Genomic DNA, 24335 nt, shown 5'->3' on the forward strand with positions numbered 1-24335 from the left:
GTGCAGAAGCGAAAAGGCCACGCCCCAGAGTAAGGGCGTGGCCGGAGGACAGCGGCGGAGAAACCGCTGGGACGTCCTCCACAGGAGCTGAAACTATCGGCTCGTCTGCTTGTGGTCTTTGAGGCAGATCAAACTCACCATCGAATTGCCGATTTTTGCCGGGTCGTCCTGCTCCGAAGACGCAGGCATCTGTTGGGCGCGGGCTGAGACACGCGATCGGATAACAGCACGCGGCGCGCCGTAGAGAGGGAGGATCGGATTGCGGTCGTGGGCTGTCATGTCTTTTCTCCTTACGTGCCGCCGCCGAGCGCATGAACGAAAATAGTAAGCTCGTTTACCGTTGTGTCCCCCAGGCGCGCTGCCCAGGCAGGCATTACGCCATGTTTGGGAGAGGCAACCTGACGAAGGATGGCGTCTTCACCCCGCGACTTCAGCCAGATTGCGTCGGCGAGATCCGGCGCACCCATTTCCACCTTTCCTTTGGCGTCCTCGCCGTGACATGGGGCGCAATTGTCGAAGAAAACCTGTTTTCCGGCCGCCGCCAGACCGACATCCGAGGGCGTATTGGTCAGCCCCCAGACAAAGGCGGCGACCTGCTTCATCTGGATGGGCTCCAGAACACCGGCAAAGGGCGGCATTTCGGAGGAATGGCTATCCGTATCGCCGTCGAAGCGGATGCCATGAGAGATCGTGGCCTGGATGGCATTCAGATCCCCGCCCCACAGCCAGTCGTCGTCGTTGAGATTCGGAAACCCCGGACCGCCGCTCGCTCCCGATCCATGGCAGGGCGCGCAGTTCACCTTGAAAGCGGATGCGCCGCCAGCGATCGCGAATTTACGAAGAGCAGGATCCGCGTCGATCTCCTCCACTGTCTTGGCAGCGATCAGGTCATGGAACTCCGTCTGCGATGACTTAGCGAGATTGAGGTCCTGCTGCAGCTCGGCGCGCGTTGAATAACCGAGATAGCCGTTAGTGGCGGAAGTGATCATCGGGATGGCCGGGTAAGCGATGGCGTAGCCGATCGCCCAGAGGATCGTCACGTAGAAGGTCCAGATCCACCAGCGCGGCATGGGATTGTTGAGCTCTTGGATGCCGTCCCATTCATGACCCGTCGTTTCGACGCCGCTCAGTTCATCGATATGCTTTTGCGACATCTCAATCGTCCTTCAAGGGAATATCGGCGGCATCTTTGGCCGTCTGCTTGCTACCTGGGCGAAGGGTGAGCATGACCGCGCCGACGAAGAATGCGGCCATTGCCAGGAGGCCCCAGCTGTCGGAGAAGTGTCTCATTGCAGTGTAAGTTTCCATGGATCACCTCACCGGTAGCCGGTCGCGTCGTCATAGGTCGAGAAATTAACCAGCGTTCCGAGCATCTGCAGGTAGGACACCAGCGCGTCCATCTCGGTCAGCCGGGTTGGATCGCCGTCGAGATCGCCGACATTCGCATTTGGGTAGCGCTTGAGTAGAGCCGCCGTGTCCGCGTTCGGATCGGCCTGGGCTCTCATGTCGGCCTCGGCATTCGCCAGCATGTCGTCGCTGTAAGGCACGCCCACGTCCTCATTGGCCTTGAGGTCCTCTCCGATACTCCTGACCGTCACCTCCTTCTCTTCGAGGAAGGCGTAGCTCGGCATGATTGATTCCGGCACCACGGCCCGCGGATTTGCGAGATGCTGGACGTGCCATTCGTTCGAGTAACGCCCCCCGACGCGGGCCAGATCGGGCCCTGTCCGCTTGGATCCCCATTGGAACGGGTGGTCGTACATCGATTCCGCGGCGAGCGAATAATGGCCGTAACGTTCGACCTCATCACGGAACGGCCGGATCATCTGGCTGTGGCAGAGATAGCAGCCTTCACGGATGTAGATGTTCCGTCCGGCGAGCTCTAGCGGCGTGTAGGGCCGCATGCCTTCCACTTTTTCGATCGTGTTCTGCAGGTAGAACAGCGGTGCGATTTCAACGATGCCGCCAATGCTGACGACCAGCAGCGAGCCGACCAGAAGAAGCGTCGCGTTCTTCTCGAGGGTCTTATGTTTATCAAGTAACGATGCCATGTCTCACCTCACTCGGCAGGCTGTGCCTGGGGCACCAAACTGGTCGGGATTGGCGCTTCGTCGCGCAGGTGGCCGCGGATCGTCATGAACACGTTCCAGGCCATGACGAGGCCACCCGCTAGGTAGAGTGCTCCGCCGACGGCACGCAGCACGTAATAGGGGATCATCGCCGCGACCGTTTCAGCGAAGGAATAGACGAGGAAGCCCTGGGAATTGTATTCTCGCCACATCAGCCCCTGCTGGATGCCCGCGACCCAGAGCACCGCGGCGTAGATCACGATCCCGAGCGTCGCGAGCCAGAAGTGCCAGTTGACCATCCGCAGGCTGTAGAGGCGCTCGCGCCCCCACAGTTTCGGCGTCAGGTAGTATATCGCCCCGAAGGTGATCATACCCACCCAGCCAAGTGCTCCGGAATGCACGTGACCGATCGTCCATTCGGTATAGTGGCTGAGCGAATTGACAGCCTTTATCGACATCATCGGGCCTTCGAAGGTCGACATCCCATAAAATGCGATGGCGACGATCATCATCCGGATGATCGGGTCGGTGCGAATTTTGTCCCAGGCGCCCGAAAGGGTCATCAAACCGTTGATCATGCCGCCCCAGGAGGGCATCCAGAGCATGACGGAGAAGACCATTCCGAGCGTCTGCGCCCAGTCAGGCAGCGCCGTGTAATGCAGATGATGCGGGCCGGCCCAGATATACATGAAGATCAGGGCCCAGAAGTGGATGATCGACAGCCGGTAGGAATAAACCGGCCGGTTGGCCTGCTTCGGCACAAAATAGTACATCATCCCCAGGAAGCCGGCGGTGAGGAAGAAGCCGACGGCGTTGTGGCCGTACCACCATTGGGTGAGTGCATCCTGGACGCCGGAGAAGAGAGAATAGCTCTTGGAGCCGAGGAACGACGCCGGAACAGCGAGGTTGTTGACCACATGCAGCATCGCAATGGTGACTATGAAGCTGAGATAGAACCAGTTTGCCACGTAGATATGCGGCTCTTTGCGCTTCAGGATCGTTCCGAGATAGACGGCCAGATAGGCGACCCAGACGATGGTAAGCCACAGGTCGACGTACCATTCGGGCTCGGCATATTCGCGCGACTGATTGATGCCGATCACGTAGCCGGTCGCAGCCATCACGATGAACAGCTGGTAGCCCCAGAAGACGAACCAGGCGAGTGTTCCTCCGAAGAGACGCGCGCGACAGGTGCGTTGCACCACATAGAAGGATGTCATGATCAGCGCGTTGCCGCCGAAGGCGAAGATCACCGCCGATGTGTGAACCGGCCGCAATCTTCCGAAATTCCAATAGGGCGCGATGTTGAGGTCGGGAAAGGCGAGCTGCAGCGCGATGATCACGCCGACGAGGAAGCCGACGACGCCCCAGAACACCGTAGCGATCAGGCCGTAGCGGATTACCTCGTCGCAATAGCCCGTAAGCTCTGTTTTGCGCTGTTGGCCCGTCGGCGAAAACTCTGCGTTTCTGACAAGCAGCAGCGTTCCCGCAACCAGGCAGAGGCAAAGTATACCCATATGGACTGCAAACAGATGATCGTGCGCGAATGCGGCCGCGAGCAGCGCCAGAAACGCTGCGACCGCGATCACCATCGTTTCTGTCGTGTAATTCATGATGTCGTCTCCAGTGCGCAGACGACCGCCTCGCGGCCGGCTTTCTCGGATTTCGAGGCAGGACTGTCACGAAGACGGGAACGGCTCCTTGATCTACATCAACAAGCGGACTGGAAGCGGTGGACGAACCGACGTTGTTACACTCTGTTGCAAACTTCCCCCTTTGGCACCGCCCGCTTACTCCCGTGTGACGCAGCTGCTTTCTACCGCACCCACTGCCACAAGGGGCGATGAAGATGCTGTGCAGAACAACCACGCGTTCGACAATGGCGCGAAGGGGCGCGAAGCCATACATGCCGGCCAATCCCTCTCTTCGCTGTTCGTAGGCTCGGCGGCCGAGGCCGTCGCAGCCGGTAAGGCGATTTGGTGGGAGGGTGATAAGCAACCATCTTGTCCAGGTGGAAGAAGGTGTCGTGCGCCTGCTTCGTATCATCGGCGAAAGATCGTCGGGTGATAATCGCTCTTCAATTCGCCGGCGATCTCAACGGCGCGTCGCTGCAAAACGATTTCCTATTTACGGCTGAGGCCGTCACGAAATGCAAGATCCGCCGGATATCGCACATGAGTTTCCACGGGGAAGTCGCTCGGTCTAATGCGCTCGCTCGACCTAGCTCTCGTTGCTCTGGCAGGAGGCGGCCGCTTCGCATGAACAGATGGTGCTGTTGCCGAAGAAGAACGCCGAGGAGCGCCCCTGCAGCTTCATCGTGAAGCTTGCATTCCGGCGCAACCCGCGTCCGCCAAGGTCCGTTGCGCGTTTCCATGAATCGTCAAGACATTGCGGATCATCTCGGCCTGACCATTGAGACCCTGGCCCACACCGTTACGAAACTTGCGTCGCGCAACATCGTTATTCCCGAGGGCAGGCACGACCTGCGGAACGTCAATCTTGCCCGCTGGTACGGTTATCGGGCGACACTGATGATTTTTCCGAGGATTTCTGTCAGAGGGTAAACCTCAACACACGCGACAAGCCGCGGGATCGACATTCATGCCCTCCGCGAACTTCTCGACGCGATATGAGCTCAGTCACGGCAATCCTAAGCTGTTCAGCAGCGCCGACGTTCGCCGAGCGTGCTTGTCCTTCGGTGATTCCTACATCGCTTGCAGGCTGCCATGTCCCTCGCAAGGGCGCTGGGCAAGCAGGCAAAAATTGGGACCTTCTGCCTTTTTTCCCCGAATTTGACGGGCGTCAAAGAGCCCAATTCCGGCATCTGCTAAGACACATTCATGAGGCTGATTGGGTCTCGCAGAAAAGGAGCTTGCAAATGCGGTTAAAATTCGGTCTGATCGCTGCAGCGGCAGCCTTGATTGTTTCGGCAGCGCCGTTGATGGCGGCCGACCACCAGGTTCGGATGCTCAACAAAGGCACGGAAGGCGCGATGGTGTTCGAGCCTGGCTTCCTGAAGATCGCCCCCGGCGACACCGTCACCTTCATCCCCACCGACAAGGGCCACAACGTCGAAACCTTCAAAGGCCTCATTCCGGATGGCGTTGCCGACTTCAAGTCAAAGCCGAATGAGCTATATCGCGCGAAATTCGATGTTCCAGGCGTCTATGTCCTGAAATGCACCCCACATTCCGGCATGGGCATGGTTGCCCTGATCCAGGTGGGTGACAGTCCGCCCAATCTCGAAGCGATCAAGACTGCAAAGGTGCCGAACATGGTGCGCAAGCGGCTCGATGCCGACCTCACAAACATCACCCAGTGAGACACAGCAGGTGCGGATGACCGCGCAGCCCATGACGATGGCTTTCGTGGCAGCTGTTTGCCTCGCCAGGAGCAGCTGATGCTCAGTGAGCATCGAGCAGAGCCAGGCGCTGTCAGGCAAGACGTCCAAGGCAGTGGTCGGACACGGTTGTCGGCAAAGCCGATGCCGAAACCTGGTGGGACCGTCGAGAAAGTGAATGTGGCCTGTGAAAAGAGCTATGATCTGCACGGCAGACCTGTGAAGGAACGCGTGGGCAAGATCACTAGCCCGGCGGCAATCTCGCTGACGACGAATATAACGAGGTCGTTTTTTTGCGCGGCAGTCGCGAAGGAGATGCCAGCCAAAACCCGGGGTCTCGTTCTGGTTACCCAAGAATTGCACGGAAGGCGCCGTCGAACGTTTGATCGAAATCCCCGCGGCAGGCAAGTCCTACAACTAGGAGACCCCTGCCTCGTCCTTCGACGTGCTCGAACAACCGCGTTCGTGAGAGGGCGAGAGCCGTCGATCATGTGGCGCTCGGTAGCTCACCTCGCGAAAAGGCTCCTTCAGGCGCCTGCGCGGCCGCCATAATCGCGATGGGCACAACTCTGCGGACCGGCGCTTGCCCACGCCACCTTAAAGGTTCGACGTCAGTCGCCAACGATACCCTGGGCCGGGGCCTGCCGAGATCGAGCTGTATTTGAATGAGCCGAAAAGCTCGACGATAACGACCTCGACGTCCAGGCGGTGATACGGGCGCCCATCTACTTGTGACAGGGCGGCCCGATGACCGTATTTGTGAGTGCGCCCGCCCTGCTTCACACGAACTTGCGACGTCGATCCTCCTCGACGTGCCGTTGTCGACGGGACTCCTGGGAAGATAACTGCAGGGTCCTCGATCGAGAAACGGGAACTCGATGTCTTCTCGCGCGGCCTTTGATGCGTTTCGTGTCGCCGGAACCGATGCACACTTCCGGCGACAAGTACTAGGCTGCCTTGCTGTGCGTGTGCCCGTGCGAGCTAAAATAGGCGTCGAATGCCGCCGCGACTGCACGGACCATGAAGCGCGCCTCCTCGCATACGACAATCCGCTCACCGCTGATCGTCACGACGCCGTCGGCCATGAGCTCGCCGAGACGGTCGTTGCGCTCGACAAGGAAGCCGGTGTCGAAACCCGATCCGCTGCTCAACTGGCCGAGATCGGCTTCGAAATCGCACATCAGCCTCTCGATGACCCTCGCCCGAAGCTTGTCCTCCTCGCTGAGAAGATATCCCTTGGCGGTCGGCAGCACCCCGAAGGCAATTCGCTCGGCATAGAGGCCGAGAGGCACGTGGTTCTGCATATAGCCGGCCGGCAGCCGCCCGATCGCAGATGCGCCGAGGCCGATCAGGCTATCGCAATCATCCGTGGTATAGCCCTGGAAGTTTCTCCTCAGCGTTCTGTTGCGCGCGGCGAGCGCCAACTGATCGTTCGGCAGTGCAAAATGATCGAGCCCAATGCGCAGATATCCGGCCTTCTGGAGCTCCTCGGCGATCACTTCCGCCTGCTCGTTCCGCTGTTTTGCGTCCGGCAGCGATGCTTCGTCGATCAGGCGCTGATGTTTCTTAAAAGCGGGTATGTGAGCGTAACCGAAAACGGCGAAACGTTCGGGACGCAGTTCTGCAGCCAGCCGGACCGTCTCGATGCAAGATTGGACAGTCTGTTTCGGAAGGCCATAAATTAGGTCGAAGTTGATGCTGCTGACGCCTGCTGAGCGCAACCCGGCGACCGCCCTTTCCGTCTGCTCAAAGGATTGCAGCCGCTTGATACCGGCCTGCACGATCGGATCGTAGCTCTGGACGCCGAGGCTTGCGCGGTCGACGCCGTTTTCGGCGAGCGCATCGATCATGGGGGCGACCAATGTGCGAGGGTCGATCTCGACTGCGACGCCGGCTTTCGCTTCAAACGTGAAGGCACTCCTGAGCTTTGCCATTAGAGCCGAAAATTCCTGCGGCTTCATGACCGACGGCGTGCCGCCGCCGAAATGCACGTACTTGACGGGCACGTCGTTTCCGGCCGCAAAAGAGACGAGCTCGATCTCTTCCTTCATCACGTCGAGATAGTCGGCGACCGGAGCGTCTTGCCGGGTGATGGTCGTGTGGCAGCCGCAGTACCAGCATATCGAACGGCAGAACGGGACGTGGAGATAAACCGAAACCGGGCCAGCCGCGGCGATATGGGCGAGATTGCCGGCATATTCATCCGGCCCCACGGCTGCAGAAAAAGCCGCCGCCGTCGGGTAACTCGTATAACGCGGAATCCGCGCATCGCCGTATTTGGCGATCAGATCATCAGACATTTTCGCATCCCTTTTCAAAACAGGATGCTTTATGACCTCCGGCCGCGCCGGCTTCCTTGTCCCAAATCAATGATGACGTCTCAGGCCAGAATCAGCCGGATCTTTGTCCGCTGTGAAAGTCAGCACTTTCGAACCCGCCTAACATCTCGTTCTGACATGGGTCGAGCCGCGGTCCCGGCTGTTCGAAGAGACGTGCCACAAGGAAATGAGCAAGAATGACTGATACGCAAAACGGGTGAAACAAATTGGTGTCCGCGTGCTGTCGCCGGTCGAGCCATCCCACGGTTTCGGCTCGCTCCATGCGCTGGCCCCCGGCGATAGTTTGTTGATCGCCAGTGGAACTGGTGCCGGCCTAACGGCGGGAATCTCGAGCGAAGCCTACCGAAACGCGGAAGTCGTGGTCGTTTTCCAATTCCACAGGCCCTCGCCGCGGCCGCCGACGTGATCGTCAAGGTGCGCCTCGATCAATGAGGTCGCCCTGCTGTCGCCTGAAAAGACGCTAATCGCTTTCTTCTATCCCGCAGCCAACAATGAGTTGCTCAAGCGGGCTCTGCATTCGGGCGCGAATATAAGCGCCATAGACATGGTCCCGCGCATCAGCCGTGCACAGAAGATGAATGGGAAAGATCGGGGTTACCGGGCGGTCATCGAAGCGAGTGCGAACTTCAGGTGTTTCTTCACCGGGCAGATCACCGCGCGGTATTTCTAGGGTCTCCTCAGTTTTACGTCGCCTTGAGGTCCGTCAGCACCTTGTCAAAAGCATCCTTGACCGGCTTTGAGATTTCCTCCACCGCCCTGCTTGAGAGCACCCGGACTTCCTTGGCGTGCTGCAAACTTGTCTCAACGCGCTTGCGGAAAAAGGTCGACTGCTGTTCGAGGATCTGCGACGGCGAATTCGCGCCCAGCAAAGCTTGCAAATGTGAGAAGCTGGCCTCGGCGTCGGCCTGCAGTGCAGCGATCGTCTTCCACCACAATTCGTTGCCGAATAGACTTGTCGTTTCGAGGATCGGAGGCAGCATTTTCTGTGTCGCTTCAGCGCCGGACGCAAGTTTCAAAAGAGCCTCTGTCACCTTCTTGTTCCCCTTTTCAACAGATGCGCCGAACTGATCTGGCACCTTGAGCGACGATGACCCCGGGTTTTCGATCGTTTCAAAGGATCTTTCGGAAATCTTGGTCATTGCATTTTCCTTCTCTTTGAGTTGGTTGCAAGCTGTGACATCGGGATTGACCCTTCCGCCGGCGGATGCATGGCCGCTTGGTAGAACGCGGATCCGATGACGAACGGTCAGGTGGCCTCCGTTCCGTTCGTTTCATGAACCGGCATCATGCAGACTGCTTTCTGCCGCTTGTAACCAGGGATCAGCAAACACCATGCCAACTGCTCCGACGCGCCAAGAAGATGATTTTCTTTTATCAATGGGCGGGTTGAGGGCAGGTTGATGTGTATTTGACGGAGAGACCGGCGAACAAAACGTTCCAATCACGACAAACCTGACAAAAGTGGCGGATGCCCGACATTTGCGAGAAATGTCGACGGTTGCGCTGGGGACAAGGGAATTAGCATGTAATTCAACCGCGCTCAGGATCGTCCTGTGTCGGATCGTATTGAGCCTGCGGGGTGGAAAGTGGCGTTGCGGTCCTCGCCGCAAGTGCCTCCGTCAGCTGCGCACTGGTGCTTACCTTGACGGTCAGCTTGCGCGAGACATTGCGTGCAATTGCAGTGCCTTCTTTGCACCGGCCGCCATTGATTAGAACCGCCGCATCCGCGGATCAGGCATGGGACACGAACGGCACGATCTGTGGCGATCCAATCGCGGGGCATCTGCCTTGGCAACCGGATAAGTTCATCGCCGAGGGCGACGAGACAGCGATCGCCACTTCGCGCTTTTAAAAAAGTCCTATTGAAAGAAGCGACGAACTAGCCACCATCGCAGCGCTAACTTTGTGGATGGAATGCCACACGAAGTAACTACGTTCGTTCGTTTGCGCAGACGACGAGCAGCAGGAGACAACAAACGATCTGAAGGTAACAGCGTTGACTTGTTCGCGAGATCACGCAGTAACCTTGTCTGCCGCGACATGGGTCTGACAGTTCTTCGGGCAGACGCGCGCGCAGGCGCCGCAACCAATGCAGCGGCCGGCCTCATCGACAACCATGATCATACGATTGAGCTCGCCATCGAAGTCTTCCTCCTCGTCGTCGCAGATGCCGAGGATTTCACCCGCTTCACCGACGCCATAGAGGTGCATGACTTCGCGAGAGCAGGCTTTGAAGCATCGGCCACAGCCGATGCAGGTTGTAGCATCGATGCAGGTCAGGTACTCCGGCACCCAGCTGGAGCCGTCGCGCGTGACGAAAGGGCCAGTCATCGTGAATTCTCCAATGCAGCGAGCTCTTCCTTCGCAGCGTTCAACTCGGCGAAGGCGTCGAACGTCTCTCCTGCAATGGTCTTGATTCTAGCCCAATTAATCGGAAGGTCCTCGGCAAGATCGTGCAACTCCATCTTCGCAGCGGCGGCGCGGGACTGCAGCTTGCGGACCTTCTTCAGCTGCTCCACAATGTCTGACATGATCTCTTTCCTCGAAAATTGATTTCATGATGCCCGCGCCACGTCGGGATAGGTTTCGATAACTTCAATAGCGTCATCGACCATTTTCGTGCCGGTCTCGGCGAGCTTGCCTAGCGTCTCAAAGCCGAACCGGTGGACATCGCGCAGGGTCTTCGACAGAACGACCAACCGTCCAGTCGTGAAAAGCAAGCGGCCGAAGCCCTCATGGCCGATCGTCATGATCGGCGATGCCAACAGGCCTGTGCACTCTTCGATCACAAGCCCCACGCAACTGTAAAAATTCTGTAGCCTCCACAGCACATCAGGATCCGGATCGCCTATGATCGGGATCTTACGGCGCTGCTCCTTGGTGAGGATGAAGTCGGCCAGCAGGTCAGCGTCCGATTTGCCTTCCCACGCCCCATGGGCATCCTGAGCGCGGATGAGCCTTATCAGGCATCTGAGAAAAGGGGTGGCGAGATCCCCATCTTCGTTGACAGCAGGGCCATTCGTACTTCCTGTCAATGTACCCATTTCTTAGTCCTCCTCATCGAAAGGCTTCTTTTCAATGGCGCCTGCTTCGGTCAGCGCCGTGAAGCTCGTGCGCCAGAGCGTTGGACCTGAGGAAGCCGATCCGCGATTGTCCCAGGAATTGCCCTCACAGCCGAGAGGCCCATGGATCAGGTGCGCGACGTCGGTGATCGGCTGCAGCACGATCTTGGCGCCATCGAAAGCGCATCCGCCGGCTGCCGCCCCGGGGATCAGCGGCTTCGAACAGCCGTTTTTGCGCGCCTTGGAATCCTTGCTGCGGTTCTTCTCGCAGGCAGGCTCGTCGAAGACATCCTGGACTTTAGCATTGAGCAAGGGCATTGCGGTCTCCAAGTTCAGATGAAGGCGGCCGGCCTCACAAGGCCGACCGCCGCCGCTCCTAGCGGGTCAGGTCGTAAGAATAGTCCGTCACACCCGGCTCGCTCGTCTCGCGATCGAGCTTGTCGAAGATCTTGTCGAGGATCGTCGTCAGGACGCGCAGGCCGCCTTGGTAGCCCATGAGCGGGAAACGGTGGTGATGGTGCCGGTCGAATATCGGAAAGGTCAGCCGGATCAATGGGGTGCCGGTGTCGCGCTCGAGATACTTGCCATAGGAATTGCCGATCATAAGATCAACCGGCTCGGTAAAGAGCAGCGAGCGCAACGCCCACAGGTCCTTGCCCGCCCAGACCTGGGCATCCTTGCCGAAGGGCGAGGATGCGAGCAACGCCTTCATCTCGGCTTCCCAGGCCGACGTGCCGTTGGTAGCAAGGCAGTGGGTCGGCTCACCGCCGGTTTCCAAGACGAACCGGGCAACGGCGTAGACGAAGTCAGGATCGCCGTAGATCGCGTATTTCTTCCCGTGCAGCCAGGCTTGGCTATCTGCCATAGCGTCGACGAGACGGCCGCGTTCCAGGCCGATTGCCGGAGGAATTTCCTTGCCGGTAATCTCCGAGACCTTCATCAGGAATTCGTCGGTCGCCTGAACACCCAGCGGATAATGGAACGAAGCCGTAACCTGACCGACCTCCTTGCAATATTCCAGCGTTTTGCGCGTGTTATAGTGCTGCAGCGACAGGGTCGCTTCGGCATTCAACGCCGTTTTCAAGTCCTCGATCTTCGTGCCGCCGTCATACATGCGGTACGTACCGTCAGACGGCGTGTCGAACTGGTCGGAGGCATCCTGGATGAAGATGTAGGATACGCCCATCATGTCGAGCAGGCGCTTCAGTTCGCGGTTGTTGCCGACGCAGAAGCCGTCGAAGCCGGGAATGATGTTGATGGCTTGAGCAACCTCCTTCCGCTCGTTGCCTTTCCAGAAGTTCTCCAGAATGCCCTTGATCATGCCGTCATAGCCATCGACGTGGCTGCCGACGAAGGCAGGCGTGTGGGCGAAAGGAACATCGAAGTCGTGCGGGACCGACCCTTCGTTCTTTGCGTTTTCGATGAAGCCGTGGAGGTCGTCTCCAATGACTTCGGCCATGCAGGTGGTCGAGACGGCGATCATCTTCGGATCGTAGAGCTTGTATGTATTGGCGAGCCCGTCGACCATGTTCTTCAACCCGCCGAACACTGCCGCGTCCTCCGTCATCGAGGACGAGACCGCTGATGAAGGCTCCTTGAAGTGACGCGACAGATGCGAACGGTAATAAGCGACGCAGCCCTGGCTGCCATGGACGAAGGACATCGTTTGCTCAAAGCCTGCGGCTGCGAAGACGGCACCGAGCGGCTGGCAGGCTTTGGCCGGGTTCACGACCAGGGCTTCGCGGCCCAGGTTCTTTTCGCGATACTCCCAGGTCTTCGTGAAGTCGTTTTGATCGGCAACGACCTGATCCGGGTGGGGGCATTCGAAATTGGCTTTCTTCTCGGCGAGCATCTGCCTGTATTCCGGCTCGCGGAACAGGGGAGCATGGTCGAGAACTTTTTCCGCCGACTGCGGCATAGTAAGCACCTTTCTTTTCATCGCGCCGCACCGGTGGCGGCAATGGGATGTCATCTGTCACGAGTGCGGATCAAGTCCGATAGGAAGAGCCTGGCCTGCCCCTTCCCAAGACAGGCCAGGCTCTCATTCGGCCGCAACCGCCTCAGCTGGCGCGGCCTCTTTTTTCCAGGGGACGTCGTAGAGATCCCACACCGGATTATTGATGGCCAGATCCATGTCGCGGGCGAATATGGCGAAGCCGTCATAGCCGTGATACGGGCCGGAATAATCCCAGGAGTGCATCTGGCGGAAGGGGATGCCCATCTTCTGCACCGGATACTTCTCTTTAATGCCGGACCCAACAAGGTCGGGGCGGATGCCTTCGATGAACTTTTCCAGCTCGTAACCGGTCACGTCGTCATAGATCAGCGTACCCTTGTTCACATAATGGCCGGTGCGCTGATAGTCGTCGTTGTGGGCGAACTCGTAGCCGGTGCCGACGATCCGCATGCCGAGGTCCTCATAGGCCGTGATGACGTGGCGAGGACGCAGGCCGCCGACATAGAGCATCACCGTCTTGCCTTCGAGGCGCGGCCGGTACTTGTCGACGACAGCATCGACCAGGGGCCGGTACTTGGTGATGACAGCCTCGGTCTTGTCGACGATTTCCGGACCGAAGTGCTTGGCTATTTCGCGCAGGGAGGTTTCGATCTGGGACGGACCAAAGAAATTGTATTCCATCCACGGGATGCCGTATTTTTCCTCCATGTGCCGACAGATGTAGTTCATCGAGCGGTAGCAGTGGATGAGGTTCAGCTTGGCCTTTGGCGCGCGCTCGACCTCAGCGAGCGTGGCATCACCCGACCAGTTGCCGACCACGCGCAGCCCCACCTCCTCCAATAGAATGCGCGTAGCCCACGCGTCGCCACCGATATTGTAGTCGCCGACGACGTTGACATCGTAAGGGCCGGTCTCAAACTCGACTTCGTTCTTGTCGAAAACCCAGTCACGGATGGCGTCGTTGGCGATGTGGTGGCCGAGCGATTGCGAGACGCCGCGGAAGCCCTCGCAGCGTACCGGCACGATCGTCTTTTCGTGCTCCTTGGCCTTCTTGCGCGACACCGCCTCAATGTCGTCGCCAATCAGCCCGATCGGGCATTCCGACTGCACGCTGATGCCGTTGTTGAGGGGGAAAAGCTCCTCGATCTCGTCGATGACCTGTTCAAGCTTCTTGTCGCCGCCGAACACGATGTCCTTTTCCTGGAAGTCTGAGGTGAACTGCAGCGTCACGAACGTGTCGATGCCCGTCAGGCCGACGTAGTAGTTGCGGCGTTGCGACCAGGAATAATGACCGCAACCGACCGGCCCGTGCGAGATGTGGACCATGTCCTTGACCGGCCCCCATACCACGCCTTTGGAACCGGCATAGGCGCAGCCGCGGATCGTCATCACGCCCGGAATGGACTTGATGTTCGATTTGACGTCGCATTCGGAAAGGGCCTTCGGCTCATCGCCAGGCTCGTCGCCGCTCGTTGCGACGCTGAGGTGCTTCTTGCGGCGCTTCGCCGCCTTGTCTGGATATTGCGCTAATACTTCCGCAATGAGCTGTTCATGCAAAACGCTGTCATTCTCGTAATCAAGGCTCATGGGCCCCTGCCCCCTTTCAAGGTTCGGGTTAGGTCGTCGTCGCCGAAGCGGCTTTCTTGGAAGGACGCGCTGGCGCAAGGGCCAGCGCGTCCTGTCGACAGCGGCAGTTATTGAGCCGCAACCACCGCTGACTCCTTGGCCTGTAGTTCGGCCAGCATCTGCTCGTCGCTCTTCATGATGCCGAAGTCGAGCAGCATGTCTTCGAGCTCTTCCATGGTAATCGGGGTCGGAATGGTCCCTTGGCCCGAATTGGCATGGATCTTCTCGGCTAGCGCCCGATATTCCCCGGCCTGCTTGGAGTCCGGCGCGTACTGGATCACCGTCATCTTCCTGAGCTCGGCGTGCTGGACGATGTTGTCACGCGGCACAAAGTGGATGAGCTTGGAATTGAGCCTGGCAGCCAGCGCCTCGGAGAGGTCGAGCTCGCGGTCCGTCTGGCGCTCGTTACAGATCAGGCCGCCGAGCCGCACGCCGCCGGAATGGGCATATTTCAGGATGCCCTTGGCGATGTTGTTGGCGGCATAGAGCGCCATCATCTCGCCGGACATCACGATGTAGATCTCCTGGGCCTTGTTCTCACGGATCGGCATCGCAAAGCCACCGCACACCACATCGCCGAGCACGTCATAGGAGACGTAGTCGACATCGTCATATGCACCGTTCTCTTCAAGGAAATTGATCGAGGTGATGACGCCGCGCCCGGCGCAGCCGACGCCCGGTTCCGGACCGCCGGACTCCACGCACTTGATGCCTTTGTAGCCGGCCTTGAGCACGTCCTCGAGCTCAAGGTCTTCCACCGAACCTTCCTGCGCTGCCAGATGCAGAACCGTGTCCTGTGCTTTGGCGTTCAGGATCAGCCGGGTGGAGTCGGCTTTCGGGTCGCATCCGACGATCAGGATCTTCTGCCCGAGGTCGACAAGCGCTGCGAGCGTATTTTGGGAGGTGGTGGACTTGCCGATCCCCCCTTTGCCGTAAAATGCGATTTGACGCAAATCTGACATATCGCCTTCCTTCTTTCGTTCCATCCATCGCTGAGTAAAAGGCAGGCAGCTCGCGCCGCCTCGCATGGCAATCTTCAAAACCCGTGCCATGTGGGCCGATCGAGCCAAAGGAAAGATCCTTTTGTTGGGTTTCAGAAAGTTACTCCGAACCACCACAGGAAACTGCCAAACAAACCTAATGTCGCCGATCAGACAAAGCCGACAGACGGTGTCGTGATGGCATCACTTGCACCGCTAGAGCAAATCCTGCTCAATCTGGGTCATATCCAGCGGCCTTAAGGTAGTTTGCGCATTCTGCCGCAGTGAAGCGAGGTATCAAGGCCCCGACCGCATCCCATAGAGCATCGATCTTTCGCTCGGCTCGGCCTCGCAACATGGCTTTCAGCTTCGAGAATGCGTTCTCGATTGGATTGAAGTCCGGACTATAGGGCGGCAGGAACATGAGCTTGGCGCCGGCACGTTCGATGGCATCGCGGACACCGGCTATCTTGTGTGCAGGCAGGTTATCCATAATGACGACGTCGCCGATCTCCAGGGGCGGCACCAGCACCTGTTCGACATACGCAAGGAAGACGTTGCCGTTCATCGCGCCATCGTAGACGAATGGGGCGGTCATTCCGCTGAGGCGCAACGCACCGGTGAAAGTCGTTGTTTTCCAATGGCCGTGCGGCACGCCGGCACGGCAAACGCTCACCTCGCAATACACGTCCGCGCAGACCGTGACATCTTGGTCGAGAGGCCGGTTTCGTCGATGAAGATCAGTTTCTCCGGATCGAGGTCCAATTGACCATCGAACCAGGCGCGCCGGCGCTTCAGGACGTCCGGTCGGTCCTGCTCCAGTGCGTGTGCGGTCTTTTTTTAAAGGTCCACCCACGGCCTCGAAGCCAGGCGCCAAGTGCGCTGCGGCTGATCTTCACCTGCCGCTCGACGGACAAGCGCTCAACCATCTCATCGAGCGTCACATCCCTACGCTCGTTGATCAACGCGACAACGAATTCCTCGTGTGCATCCACTGCCGAAGGTCGTCTCCAGCTCTGTGGCAGAGCAGTTAACTCACCCTCTTTCGCTCTTCAATCCAGCGGATCGCCGTCGAAATCCCAACTCCGAAACGAGCCGCAGCCTGTCGAGCCGACATGCCCGCCGCAGACGCTTTCAAAACCCGTATTAGGAGATCATCGCTCAGGGCCTGTCCCATCATCCACCTCTCCGCTGTGGATGTTGAATCAGCTTCGGTCGCTCTCGTCACCTCACAATCGATTCATCAATCGCAGGACATGTCTAGGTCGACCGCGCGCCAGCGCGACCGCGACCATCAGCAGGACAAAGAGCTTTGAAAACAGGAGACAATCGCACATCCCTGTAGCCAAGAGAGAAATGGCGTATCGCACGGGAGACGCTGCGAGCGCCCAGGTGATAGAGCTTCGCCTTGTGGCTGAACAAGCCAACTTCGATCGCGCAGGCCCGCCGCGCCCGACAGCTGGCCAAAAACAGCGCCAGGAGCTACGACTGGGGCCACGCACGTGAGTATGTCGAGGGCATGTCGCGCATGCTGCAGCAGGACAAACCGGATGGCCACGTCTTGGCGACCGGCGAGACGACGAGTGTCGGCCAATTTCTCGAGCGGGCTTTTGCCGACGTGAACATTACTTTGGAATGGAAGGCGTCCGGCGTCGACTGGCTACGACTCCGCGTCCGGTGCCTGCCTTGTTGAAGTCGATCCTCGATACCTCCGCCCGACGGAAGTTGATCTTCTGCCGGTGATCCGACCAAGGCCCGCCAGAAGCTGGGCTGGCAACACAAGGCCCCGGTTCAGGAGCTCGTCGCCGAGATGGTGCGCGAGGATGTCAAGCACTGGAAGGCCCTGAACAGCCGGGAAGAGCTCTGAGTGTACGACTTGTCCAACAAGAAGATCTGGGTTGTCGGCCATCGCAGTATGGTCGGCAGTGCGCTTGTGCGCAGGCTCCGATGCCGTGCTCTGCGGCAGTGGCGTCAGTTAGCGGGTCGAACGAGGAGCGCGGATCGTGAACCCGCGAGCGCGCAAAAATACGGCATTAGCCGATGATGTTCATACTTCCACCAGGTGCCCGGATTGCGGTACCGAGGCTTCGGGGCATATGTTCCTGATGGTCCTGCTTGTCTCGAATATCTCACGCTTGACGTCTAAGCGTTCGCAGATCGAAAGGTGCGGGATGTGTCATCGTGTGGGTCGGTCCGTCATCGAGGGTTAAATAGACGCACCGATCACTGGGCCGCCACCGTCTCTTCGGATAACTTCAGCTATGGGACCATGCTCTTTCATAGCTCAGGGCCATTCCGCTCGATCAAGGTCCCCGATGGCCAATCACTCATTGAGCATCCTATTGGGAATACTACCAAAATTACGTTTTCACAGCGCGTCGGCGGGAGGTTGAGATAAACATCGGCAAGGGTGGATCGCACGCGTACCCCTTCCAAAACCGTCGCAAGACCATTTCGGCAGAGCCTGAGAACAAGGTTGCGCAACGCCTGCCGAACACCGCCGAACGCAAACCGAACGCCAAGTTGCTGCAGCACTGGGTAAACAATGCGCATCGAATTAATGCCGTACCCCTCAAGATCTGGACGCACGCCCCACAATCCAAGCTCGCATACGAGTAGATCGACCTCGCCAACCCGAACGAAACGACGCAACAACCCCATGTGAGCGGCCACACCGTGCGCATCATAGCCTATTACGCGAAGCTCGGGCCTAGCTCCTGACCAACTACGAGCACCTTCGAATGGAAGGGCGTTGTAAGCTCCAGTTGGCCCATAGGTCTTCCGAAAGAAATCTGCGAGCTCCGTGTGGTCAGAGAGCTCCAACTCGTTTTCCCAGCACACTTTCCACCGCACCTGAGGGCTCATACCTAAACCTCCACTTAATACTCTGTCCAGGCGTCGACAGAGCAACTACTTGATACGCACTCGTTGGGGCGCTTCTAATGGCACTGGTATAAGCTGGTGAAATCATTTGTTTGGATGGAACTCATCCGTCCAATGGATGCGTTCCAATCAATCGGCCTGCCATCGGCTGCCGACGCCAGATGAAGCGGCTGCTCCAACTTCTTCGTGAACATGCCGCCTTGTCCATCATGCTGGATCATCTTGATCAGGCATCCAGGACATTGAACTGAAAAGTTGACCATGACTGAGAGGCTCGCTACTCAGGCAGAAGCAAGCCAAAGACGTTTTCGGCGATAATCAGGCAAATTGTCGAGATCACATTAGAACCCTCGGCGGAACCGGGCTGGTCTATCCCGGCGTCGAAAGTCGTCGAACGACCCGACCTGGCGGAGGGGTTTTTTCGGAATGTTCGGTTTGCGACAGTCTGATTCCACACAAAATGGGACGCGGCGATAGGCAGCAGCATTCTCCTGTTGAATCTGAAAGGGGTTCCCCTCGCAAAACGCCCTGGTTCGCTTTGGCTATCGCAGCCCATGGACCGGCACGCTGGGTATCGGCGAAGATTGCCAGAGGACATACTTGCCTGGCGATCCCGACCTCGGGAGAAGATGATGGGTACAGGAATGGATTCCTAGATCAGTGCGTTTCCGGTGCAAGCTTTTAGGACCCCGGACACAGCAAACGCCTCCCAGGACTGGCGAGGCGGCCGCGAGATCGCAATTTTCTCCTAGATAACGGTATGAGGTGATCGTCATACCCTGGTCACCGGTTGCCGATCGTCACGCACATGGTCTGGTACAGAGCCGGCGGCGCCGATGAGCCCCCGAGGAAATACTTAGTGACTGGCACGGTTGTTGCGTCGTCTCACGAAAGACAGCCGTTAACGAGAGGTCACGATGATGGATGTATGCTCGATGGGGATGGTGTTGTGCGGTGGGTACCTTCTTGCTGCATCCGCAGGCAGACTCGGCGGCGCTGAGAATGTCTTATCTGACTCGCCTTTGTCCGCGGCTGATGTATCGAGTTTCGAGACTTTCATAGTTCGCAGCCCACCGACATCACTCAATCTGGATCCATTTTATGCCAAATATGCTGACGCAGCGGGCATACCTATTATTTCGTCAAACAAGGTTCCAGACACGGCACTATTGATCTCACGTGACATTGTCCTCTACATGTTGTCAGAACGCCGTGATGTCCGCGATGCTTTAATCCAGGCTGGAGCGCGGGTGGGCGTCATGGCAATTGACGAGACGACGACTGATATTCCCGAGCAGCGGGATTGGAAGAAGCCTCTTCCCGATGATCCACGTCTCACCCCTGACGAGCGGCGGGATTACGCCAACACGATCGGCAAGATGACTGCCCGAGACTACTGGGCACAAAGGGCGCGCGGCATGGGCGGGCTCTACACGACGGGAGCTGTGGAGAATTTGATGGGCGTGCCGGGCACGCGGTATTACGGCGGGAACATTCTTGTTCACGAATTCTCACATAATATTTTCAACGCGCTGCGCACGGTAGATCCTGATCTCGTTGCACGAGTTGAACGTGCCTATTCGCACGCCTACGAGAAAGGCCTCTGGGCGTGTTCCTATATGGAGAACAACGTCGATGAGTATTGGGCCGAGGGCACGCGATTTTGGTTCAATACGAACTTGGCTTACAGCCGAGGCAATCTCACCATTGCCACATCAGAAGATTTCGAGGCTCACGATCCAAGCCTCTATAATATCATGGCCGAAGTCTACCGCCATGACCACCACATTCTGGCGGATGTCTATTACCGGCATTCGGCGAAGTCGCAGTAATGTCCTTTGGTATTGACTGCCGGCCTCATGCTGCAATCCCGCTGGAGACCCGAACTATCGCTGATCGTCCGTAATTTGTCAGAGCCAGCCATAAATTTGAGTTTCCGTTCAATTGAAGCGCCCATGTTGTTCCCACGGGTGCATACCAAGTACTTCGTGGCCGCTGGAATTGGCTCCTTGTGCAACATCGAGACCAAATGACCTGCCACTGAATTTTCATCCGGCGGCGATTAGAGCCTCGGCGGTCTTTGAAACGCTCCCAAACGTTGGACCACCGGATGCTAGAGTTTTCCGGCTTCATTCAGGGAGGCGGGCTGGTTGCGCCTCCCGAATTCACCAACGAGATCGGCACCTTGTTGCCGATCGCACCATGAGGTCTTTCCTCATTGTAGTATCTACGCCAATCCTCCATCTTTTCGCGGGCATCCGCAAGGGTCAGGAACCAATGCTGGTTCAGGCATTCTGCACGGAAGCGGCCATTGAACGCTTCGATGAAAGCATTATCAGTCGGCTTGCCGGGGCGTGAGAAGTCCAACGTCACACCCTTGGAATAGGCCCACAGGTCCAAGTCGCGCGACACGAACTCGGTCCCTTGGTCGACACGGATCGTTTTCGGATAGCCGGCTTTTTGGCACACCCGTTCAAGGGTTTGCACAACGTCTTCGCCTCTATAGCTATGACGTGGATCAAGCACCGGCACGTAGCGCGAGAAGGTGTCGACCACCGTCAGCACGCGCAGTTTCTTACCCGTTGCGAGTTGGTCGTGAACGAAGTCCATCGCCCAGACGTCGTTGGGTCCGACGGCCATGTGCCGATCCTCGCGAAGCTTGGCTTTTACCCCCCGCTTCGGTGTCTTGTTCCGCAACTGTAGCCCCAAGTCCCTGTAAATGCGGTAGGTTCGCTTGATGTTGGTGCCCCAACCCTCGCGTTCCAACAGCACATGCACGCGGCGATAGCCGTACCGCACACGGATCTCGCAGATCTCGCGAATACGACGTTCCAGACCGGCCTGATCAGCACGGCGAGAGGTATAGTGGTGAGTTGATCGATCGAAGTTCAACGCTCCACAAGCACGTCGGATCGAGATCGCCCAATCGCAGCACATGCCTTTCACCATCTCCCGCTTCCGAGCAGGCCTTAGAGCTTTCGGCGGATGACATCCTGCAACATCTCGCGGTCCAGCGTCAGATCCGCGACGATCTTCTTCAGGCGCGAATTCTCGTCCTCGAGCTGTTTCAGCCTCTTCATCTCCGGTGGCAGCATGCCCGCGTATTTTTTCTTCCAGTTGAAATAAGTCGCCTGGCTGATCCCCGCCTTCCTGCAGATTTCAGCAACCGACACGCCTTCATCACCTTGCTTCAGAATGAACGCCTTCTGAGCGTCCGAAAACTGCGACGCTTTCATCGTCTTCTGGTCCCTTTCCCAGCCAGGAAAATGCACCGGAAAACTCTAACCAAAACTGGTCCAGTTTGAAGGGTTCAGATCAGCATCAGCCGCAACTTTCTACCAGCGCCGTCGCTTATCCGATCCGACGACCATGTCTATTTTGTGGGGGAGAACGGTGTTGCCGGTGGTCATGTTGGCGATCGGTGCTTGTACGTTCGCAGGCCTGTCCACGTTTCAAAGCATATATGCCGAAACGCGCGGACTCTCACCGAATGTCTTCTTTCTGACATTCACCGTCACGACTGTCACATTGCGATTCTCCGTCGCGGGTATGATCGGTAAGTTGCCGCTTGGGCGCCTAGCACTCACCCTCTTCGTGACGACACTGATTGGGATCGGACTTTTGGTTTTGAACCCGGGAAGCGAGCTGCTGTACGTCGTCGCCACCGTTCTCTTTGCGATAGGCTACGGTCTCACTTATTCGACCTTGAATGCGATGGTGGTGAACCTCGCTGGCGAACGTGGTCTGTCAATCTCAACGGCCTCCCAAGTCTTTACACTCGCTTATTTTCGTGGGTTCGTTTCAACATCGCAATCGCCAGTCAGACATTGTGGAGGGCGGTGTAGGAGACAGACGTCCTTCGATAATGATTTCCGTATCGCTGCCCACGTGCCCGCCCAACCAAAGGAAGTGTGTTTATGCAAGTGCTGGATCTCATCGGTATAGGCATCGGACCCTTTAATCTTAGTCTTGCAGCACTCGCGTGTCCGACGCCGCTGCGCACTGCCTTTTTCGAAAAGGAAAGCGGCTTCGATTGGCATCCTGGGCTGCTGCTGCCCAACAGTCGCCTGCAGGTATCTCCGCTGAAGGACTGTGTGACACTTGCAGATCCGACCAGTCCGTTTTCGTTTCTCAACTACCTCGCGGTGCATGGACGGCTGTACAGCTTCGTAAACCGGTGCGACGCGACCACGTCGCGAAGAGAGTTCACACAGTATTTCCAATGGGTTGCGCATCAGTTGCCACAACTCCGGTTTGGGGAGGAGGTTACCGACGTAACCAGATTAGACGAGGGTTACCGCGTGACGACGACTCGAGATCACTACCATGCACGCTCAGTTGCGATTGGCGTCGGTGTCGTTGCAACAATTCCCGAATGCGCCAAACCTTGGCTGGGCGAGAAGGTCTACCATGTGGCGAGCTATCTGGATCGGCCACAAATCGACATCGGTGAACGCGTATTAGTCGTTGGTGGGGGGCAGAGCGGTGCGGAGGTTGTTGAACACCTATTGGGCAGTCCGGGTATCGGTAAAATTACATGGGTGACGTCACGCGGGAACCTGTTCACGAGGGATGACAGCTCTTTTATCAACGTGTCATACACGCCGTCTTACAGCCAGCGCTTTCATTCGCTGCCACTTAAAAAACGTCGCACTATTGTCGACGACGAAAAACTCACCAGTGACGGCATTTCAGCAGAATTGAGCAACCGCATTTACGAAACTATCTATCACCGCAGCGCGACTGGCAATATTGACGATGTCATTCAACTGCTACCCGCAGTCGTCATGAAGGAGTTGTCTCCTCATGCGGACGGTTGGCACGCGCTGTTGGCTTCGCACGGCACCTGTCAGCGACCGACTGTAGTGGCTGATCGGGTCGTACTCGCCACCGGTTTCGAGCCTCGCCCGCTAGCGTTTATCGATCGCCTATTGGCTTCCGCTTCTATGGAAGGCGGTCTGCCGGTCGTGAAGGACGATTACTCCGTTCAATTCGAGGACAACGCCGCCGGCCAGGTATATCTGCAAAACCGATCCCCAGTCCAAAGTGGCTTGCAGAGTGTGAATCTATCGCTCGTCGCCTACCGAAACGGTCGCATCATCAATAGCCTGCTTCGGCGTGAATACTATCTGAACGTCCCAGATCGGCCGATCCTTGGGTGCCTAGGTTTACTTCCCGCTCAAGAGACACAAAACGCAAGATAACACTCCAGTGCAGTGCAGCTCGGGGCGCCTGCTCACGACGCAGCTTTACCAGGCGGCTTTAAATCTAAAAAGGAGTTACACATGTTAACCAAAGAACAAAAATCAACATGGGATGACGTTGGATACATTAGGATTGAGTCATTTCTCGATCTAGAAAGCCGAGATAAACTTTCAGCTCTTGTGGCTGATGTTTCGTGCTGGGAGACAAGTGAAGACAAATGGCTGATATGGTTCGAAAAAACAACTGACGGTAGGAGGATCATTTCGAAGGTCGAGAACTTCCTCGAATTTAACGCCCCCCTGCGTGATTTACTGCTGGCTGACCACCGTATCGAGTCGATCGTCGAAGAGTTACTGGGGGAAGATGCCCGCATGCTCAAAGAGTTGCTGATCTTTAAGTACTCCGACAGCGGCGGCTATCGCCCGCATCAGGACATCTACCATATCCCACATAAGCTACCAGACCGGATGGTGCACGCGATTGTTGCAATAGGCATCGACGATTCCGGCCCAGACAACGGAGGGCTTTTCTTCAGCCCCGGGAACCACAAAAAGGGCGTGTTCCCAATGGACGCCGGCGGCGTAATGTACCCCGAGGTCGCGGACAGGCTGGCCTGGGAGCCCGTAACGTGGAAGGCCGGTGACATTTTCATCTTTGACGACTATGCCCCACATTACTCAAAGCCCAACAAAAGTGAAAATTCTCGAAGGGTGATTTATCTCGTGTTCCAGCGTGCCTCAACTGGTGGGCCAACGAGGGCCGAATACAACAAACTGAAACGCGCCTACAACCCTCCCGAGGGCAAGGTCTCCAACATCGACGAGCTCAAGCCGCCGAACGGCATTTTCTATCGCGATTGAAGGCAGAGGACAGA

General features: G+C 57.6%; 20 protein-coding genes and 4 pseudogenes. 7 read left to right on the top strand and 17 right to left on the bottom strand.

What is annotated here, in order from left to right; translation table 11 throughout:
• Positions 1-93: 93 nt before the first annotated feature.
• The 5 genes from AM571_RS24415 to ccoN are packed head-to-tail and all read right to left on the bottom strand — an operon-like array spanning position 94 to position 3682.
• Positions 94-279 (bottom strand): hypothetical protein, encoded by a 186-nt coding sequence (locus AM571_RS24415; protein WP_004674416.1) that lies wholly within the window; start codon positions 277-279, stop codon positions 94-96.
• An 11-nt stretch (positions 280-290) separates the two neighbouring features.
• On the bottom strand, positions 291-1154 hold the full coding sequence (ccoP, locus tag AM571_RS24420; RefSeq protein WP_004674413.1) for a cytochrome-c oxidase, cbb3-type subunit III: 864 nt from the start codon (positions 1152-1154) through the stop codon (positions 291-293).
• 1 nt (position 1155) lies between these two features.
• Positions 1156-1308: a cbb3-type cytochrome c oxidase subunit 3 gene (locus AM571_RS24425; RefSeq protein WP_004674411.1), complete on the bottom strand. Its 153-nt coding sequence runs from the start codon at positions 1306-1308 to the stop codon at positions 1156-1158.
• Between the two features lie 8 nt (positions 1309-1316).
• Entirely contained in the window at positions 1317-2051 is a 735-nt protein-coding gene (gene ccoO / locus AM571_RS24430; protein WP_004674404.1) for a cytochrome-c oxidase, cbb3-type subunit II, read from the bottom strand.
• A gap of 8 nt (positions 2052-2059) precedes the next feature.
• Positions 2060-3682, bottom strand: coding sequence for a cytochrome-c oxidase, cbb3-type subunit I (ccoN, locus tag AM571_RS24435; RefSeq protein WP_004674403.1), 1623 nt, complete (start codon positions 3680-3682; stop codon positions 2060-2062).
• Positions 3683-3923: 241 nt separating this feature from the next.
• Between ccoN and AM571_RS37095 the strand changes: the two are divergent.
• Positions 3924-4641 (top strand): annotated as a pseudogene (locus AM571_RS37095) (cyclic nucleotide-binding domain-containing protein); the annotation flags it as partial.
• A 306-nt stretch (positions 4642-4947) separates the two neighbouring features.
• On the top strand, positions 4948-5391 hold the full coding sequence (locus AM571_RS24445; RefSeq protein ID WP_004674399.1) for a pseudoazurin: 444 nt from the start codon (positions 4948-4950) through the stop codon (positions 5389-5391).
• Between the two features lie 965 nt (positions 5392-6356).
• Here AM571_RS24445 and hemN read toward each other — a convergent pair.
• The gene (gene hemN / locus AM571_RS24460) at positions 6357-7709 is read right to left on the bottom strand and encodes an oxygen-independent coproporphyrinogen III oxidase (protein ID WP_004674397.1); all 1353 of its coding nucleotides are present in this window, start codon (positions 7707-7709) and stop codon (positions 6357-6359) included.
• Between the two features lie 478 nt (positions 7710-8187).
• Between hemN and AM571_RS24470 the strand changes: the two genes are divergently transcribed.
• Entirely contained in the window at positions 8188-8418 is a 231-nt protein-coding gene (locus tag AM571_RS24470; RefSeq protein WP_225880318.1) for an NAD(P) transhydrogenase subunit alpha, read from the top strand.
• Positions 8419-8431: 13 nt separating this feature from the next.
• On the opposite strand, the gene AM571_RS24475 is transcribed toward AM571_RS24470, so the two are convergent.
• From AM571_RS24475 to AM571_RS35900, 9 genes and pseudogenes are all read right to left on the bottom strand, one after another.
• Complete coding sequence (locus AM571_RS24475; RefSeq protein WP_012489581.1) at positions 8432-8887, bottom strand: phasin; 456 nt, start codon at positions 8885-8887, stop codon at positions 8432-8434.
• 874 nt (positions 8888-9761) lie between these two features.
• A complete protein-coding gene (gene fdxB / locus AM571_RS24490) occupies positions 9762-10079 on the bottom strand; it encodes a ferredoxin III, nif-specific (RefSeq protein WP_004677870.1) in 318 nt (105 codons plus the stop codon).
• Positions 10076-10279 (bottom strand): CCE_0567 family metalloprotein, encoded by a 204-nt coding sequence (locus AM571_RS24495; protein ID WP_009991124.1) that lies wholly within the window; start codon positions 10277-10279, stop codon positions 10076-10078. The genes fdxB and AM571_RS24495 overlap by 4 nt, the downstream gene beginning before the upstream one ends.
• A 24-nt stretch (positions 10280-10303) precedes the next feature.
• Positions 10304-10792, bottom strand: coding sequence for a NifX-associated nitrogen fixation protein (locus AM571_RS24500; RefSeq protein WP_004679071.1), 489 nt, complete (start codon positions 10790-10792; stop codon positions 10304-10306).
• 33 nt (positions 10793-10825) lie between these two features.
• Positions 10826-11128: pseudogene (locus AM571_RS24505) on the bottom strand (nitrogenase component 1); the annotation flags it as partial.
• 58 nt (positions 11129-11186) lie between these two features.
• Positions 11187-12728 carry a nitrogenase molybdenum-iron protein subunit beta gene (nifK, locus tag AM571_RS24510; protein WP_004677342.1) on the bottom strand — a complete coding sequence of 514 codons (1542 nt, stop codon included), beginning with the start codon at positions 12726-12728 and terminating at the stop codon, positions 11187-11189.
• A 123-nt stretch (positions 12729-12851) separates the two neighbouring features.
• On the bottom strand, positions 12852-14354 hold the full coding sequence (gene nifD, locus AM571_RS24515) for a nitrogenase molybdenum-iron protein alpha chain (RefSeq protein WP_010023084.1): 1503 nt from the start codon (positions 14352-14354) through the stop codon (positions 12852-12854).
• A gap of 107 nt (positions 14355-14461) precedes the next feature.
• Entirely contained in the window at positions 14462-15355 is an 894-nt protein-coding gene (nifH, locus tag AM571_RS24520) for a nitrogenase iron protein (protein WP_004675840.1), read from the bottom strand.
• A gap of 250 nt (positions 15356-15605) precedes the next feature.
• A pseudogene (locus AM571_RS35900) lies at positions 15606-16550 on the bottom strand (IS630 family transposase).
• Positions 16551-16781: 231 nt separating this feature from the next.
• Here AM571_RS35900 and AM571_RS37100 point away from each other — a divergent pair.
• A pseudogene (locus tag AM571_RS37100) lies at positions 16782-17240 on the top strand (GDP-mannose 4,6-dehydratase).
• Between the two features lie 410 nt (positions 17241-17650).
• Here the strand turns inward: AM571_RS37100 and nodA are convergent.
• Entirely contained in the window at positions 17651-18238 is a 588-nt protein-coding gene (gene nodA, locus AM571_RS24545) for a nodulation N-acyltransferase NodA (protein ID WP_004679687.1), read from the bottom strand.
• Between the two features lie 935 nt (positions 18239-19173).
• Between nodA and AM571_RS24565 the strand changes: the two genes are divergently transcribed.
• Positions 19174-20088 carry a hypothetical protein gene (locus tag AM571_RS24565; protein ID WP_010034735.1) on the top strand — a complete coding sequence of 305 codons (915 nt, stop codon included), beginning with the start codon at positions 19174-19176 and terminating at the stop codon, positions 20086-20088.
• Positions 20089-20389: 301 nt separating this feature from the next.
• On the opposite strand, the gene AM571_RS24570 is transcribed toward AM571_RS24565, so the two are convergent.
• A protein-coding gene (locus AM571_RS24570) for an IS3-like element ISRel21 family transposase (protein ID WP_085994809.1) occupies positions 20390-21492 on the bottom strand; the annotation gives its coding sequence in 2 pieces (ribosomal slippage) (positions 20390-21231 and positions 21231-21492; 1104 coding nt in all).
• A 681-nt stretch (positions 21493-22173) separates the two neighbouring features.
• Between AM571_RS24570 and AM571_RS24585 the strand changes: the two genes are divergently transcribed.
• The gene (locus AM571_RS24585) at positions 22174-23460 is read left to right on the top strand and encodes a lysine N(6)-hydroxylase/L-ornithine N(5)-oxygenase family protein (protein ID WP_004677776.1); all 1287 of its coding nucleotides are present in this window, start codon (positions 22174-22176) and stop codon (positions 23458-23460) included.
• Positions 23461-23541: 81 nt separating this feature from the next.
• Positions 23542-24321: a phytanoyl-CoA dioxygenase family protein gene (locus tag AM571_RS24590; protein WP_004677773.1), complete on the top strand. Its 780-nt coding sequence runs from the start codon at positions 23542-23544 to the stop codon at positions 24319-24321.
• Positions 24322-24335: the final 14 nt, after the last annotated feature.

Origin of the sequence: Rhizobium etli 8C-3, assembly GCF_001908375.1 — a bacterium.
Classification (GTDB): Bacteria; Pseudomonadota; Alphaproteobacteria; order Rhizobiales; family Rhizobiaceae; genus Rhizobium; species Rhizobium etli_B.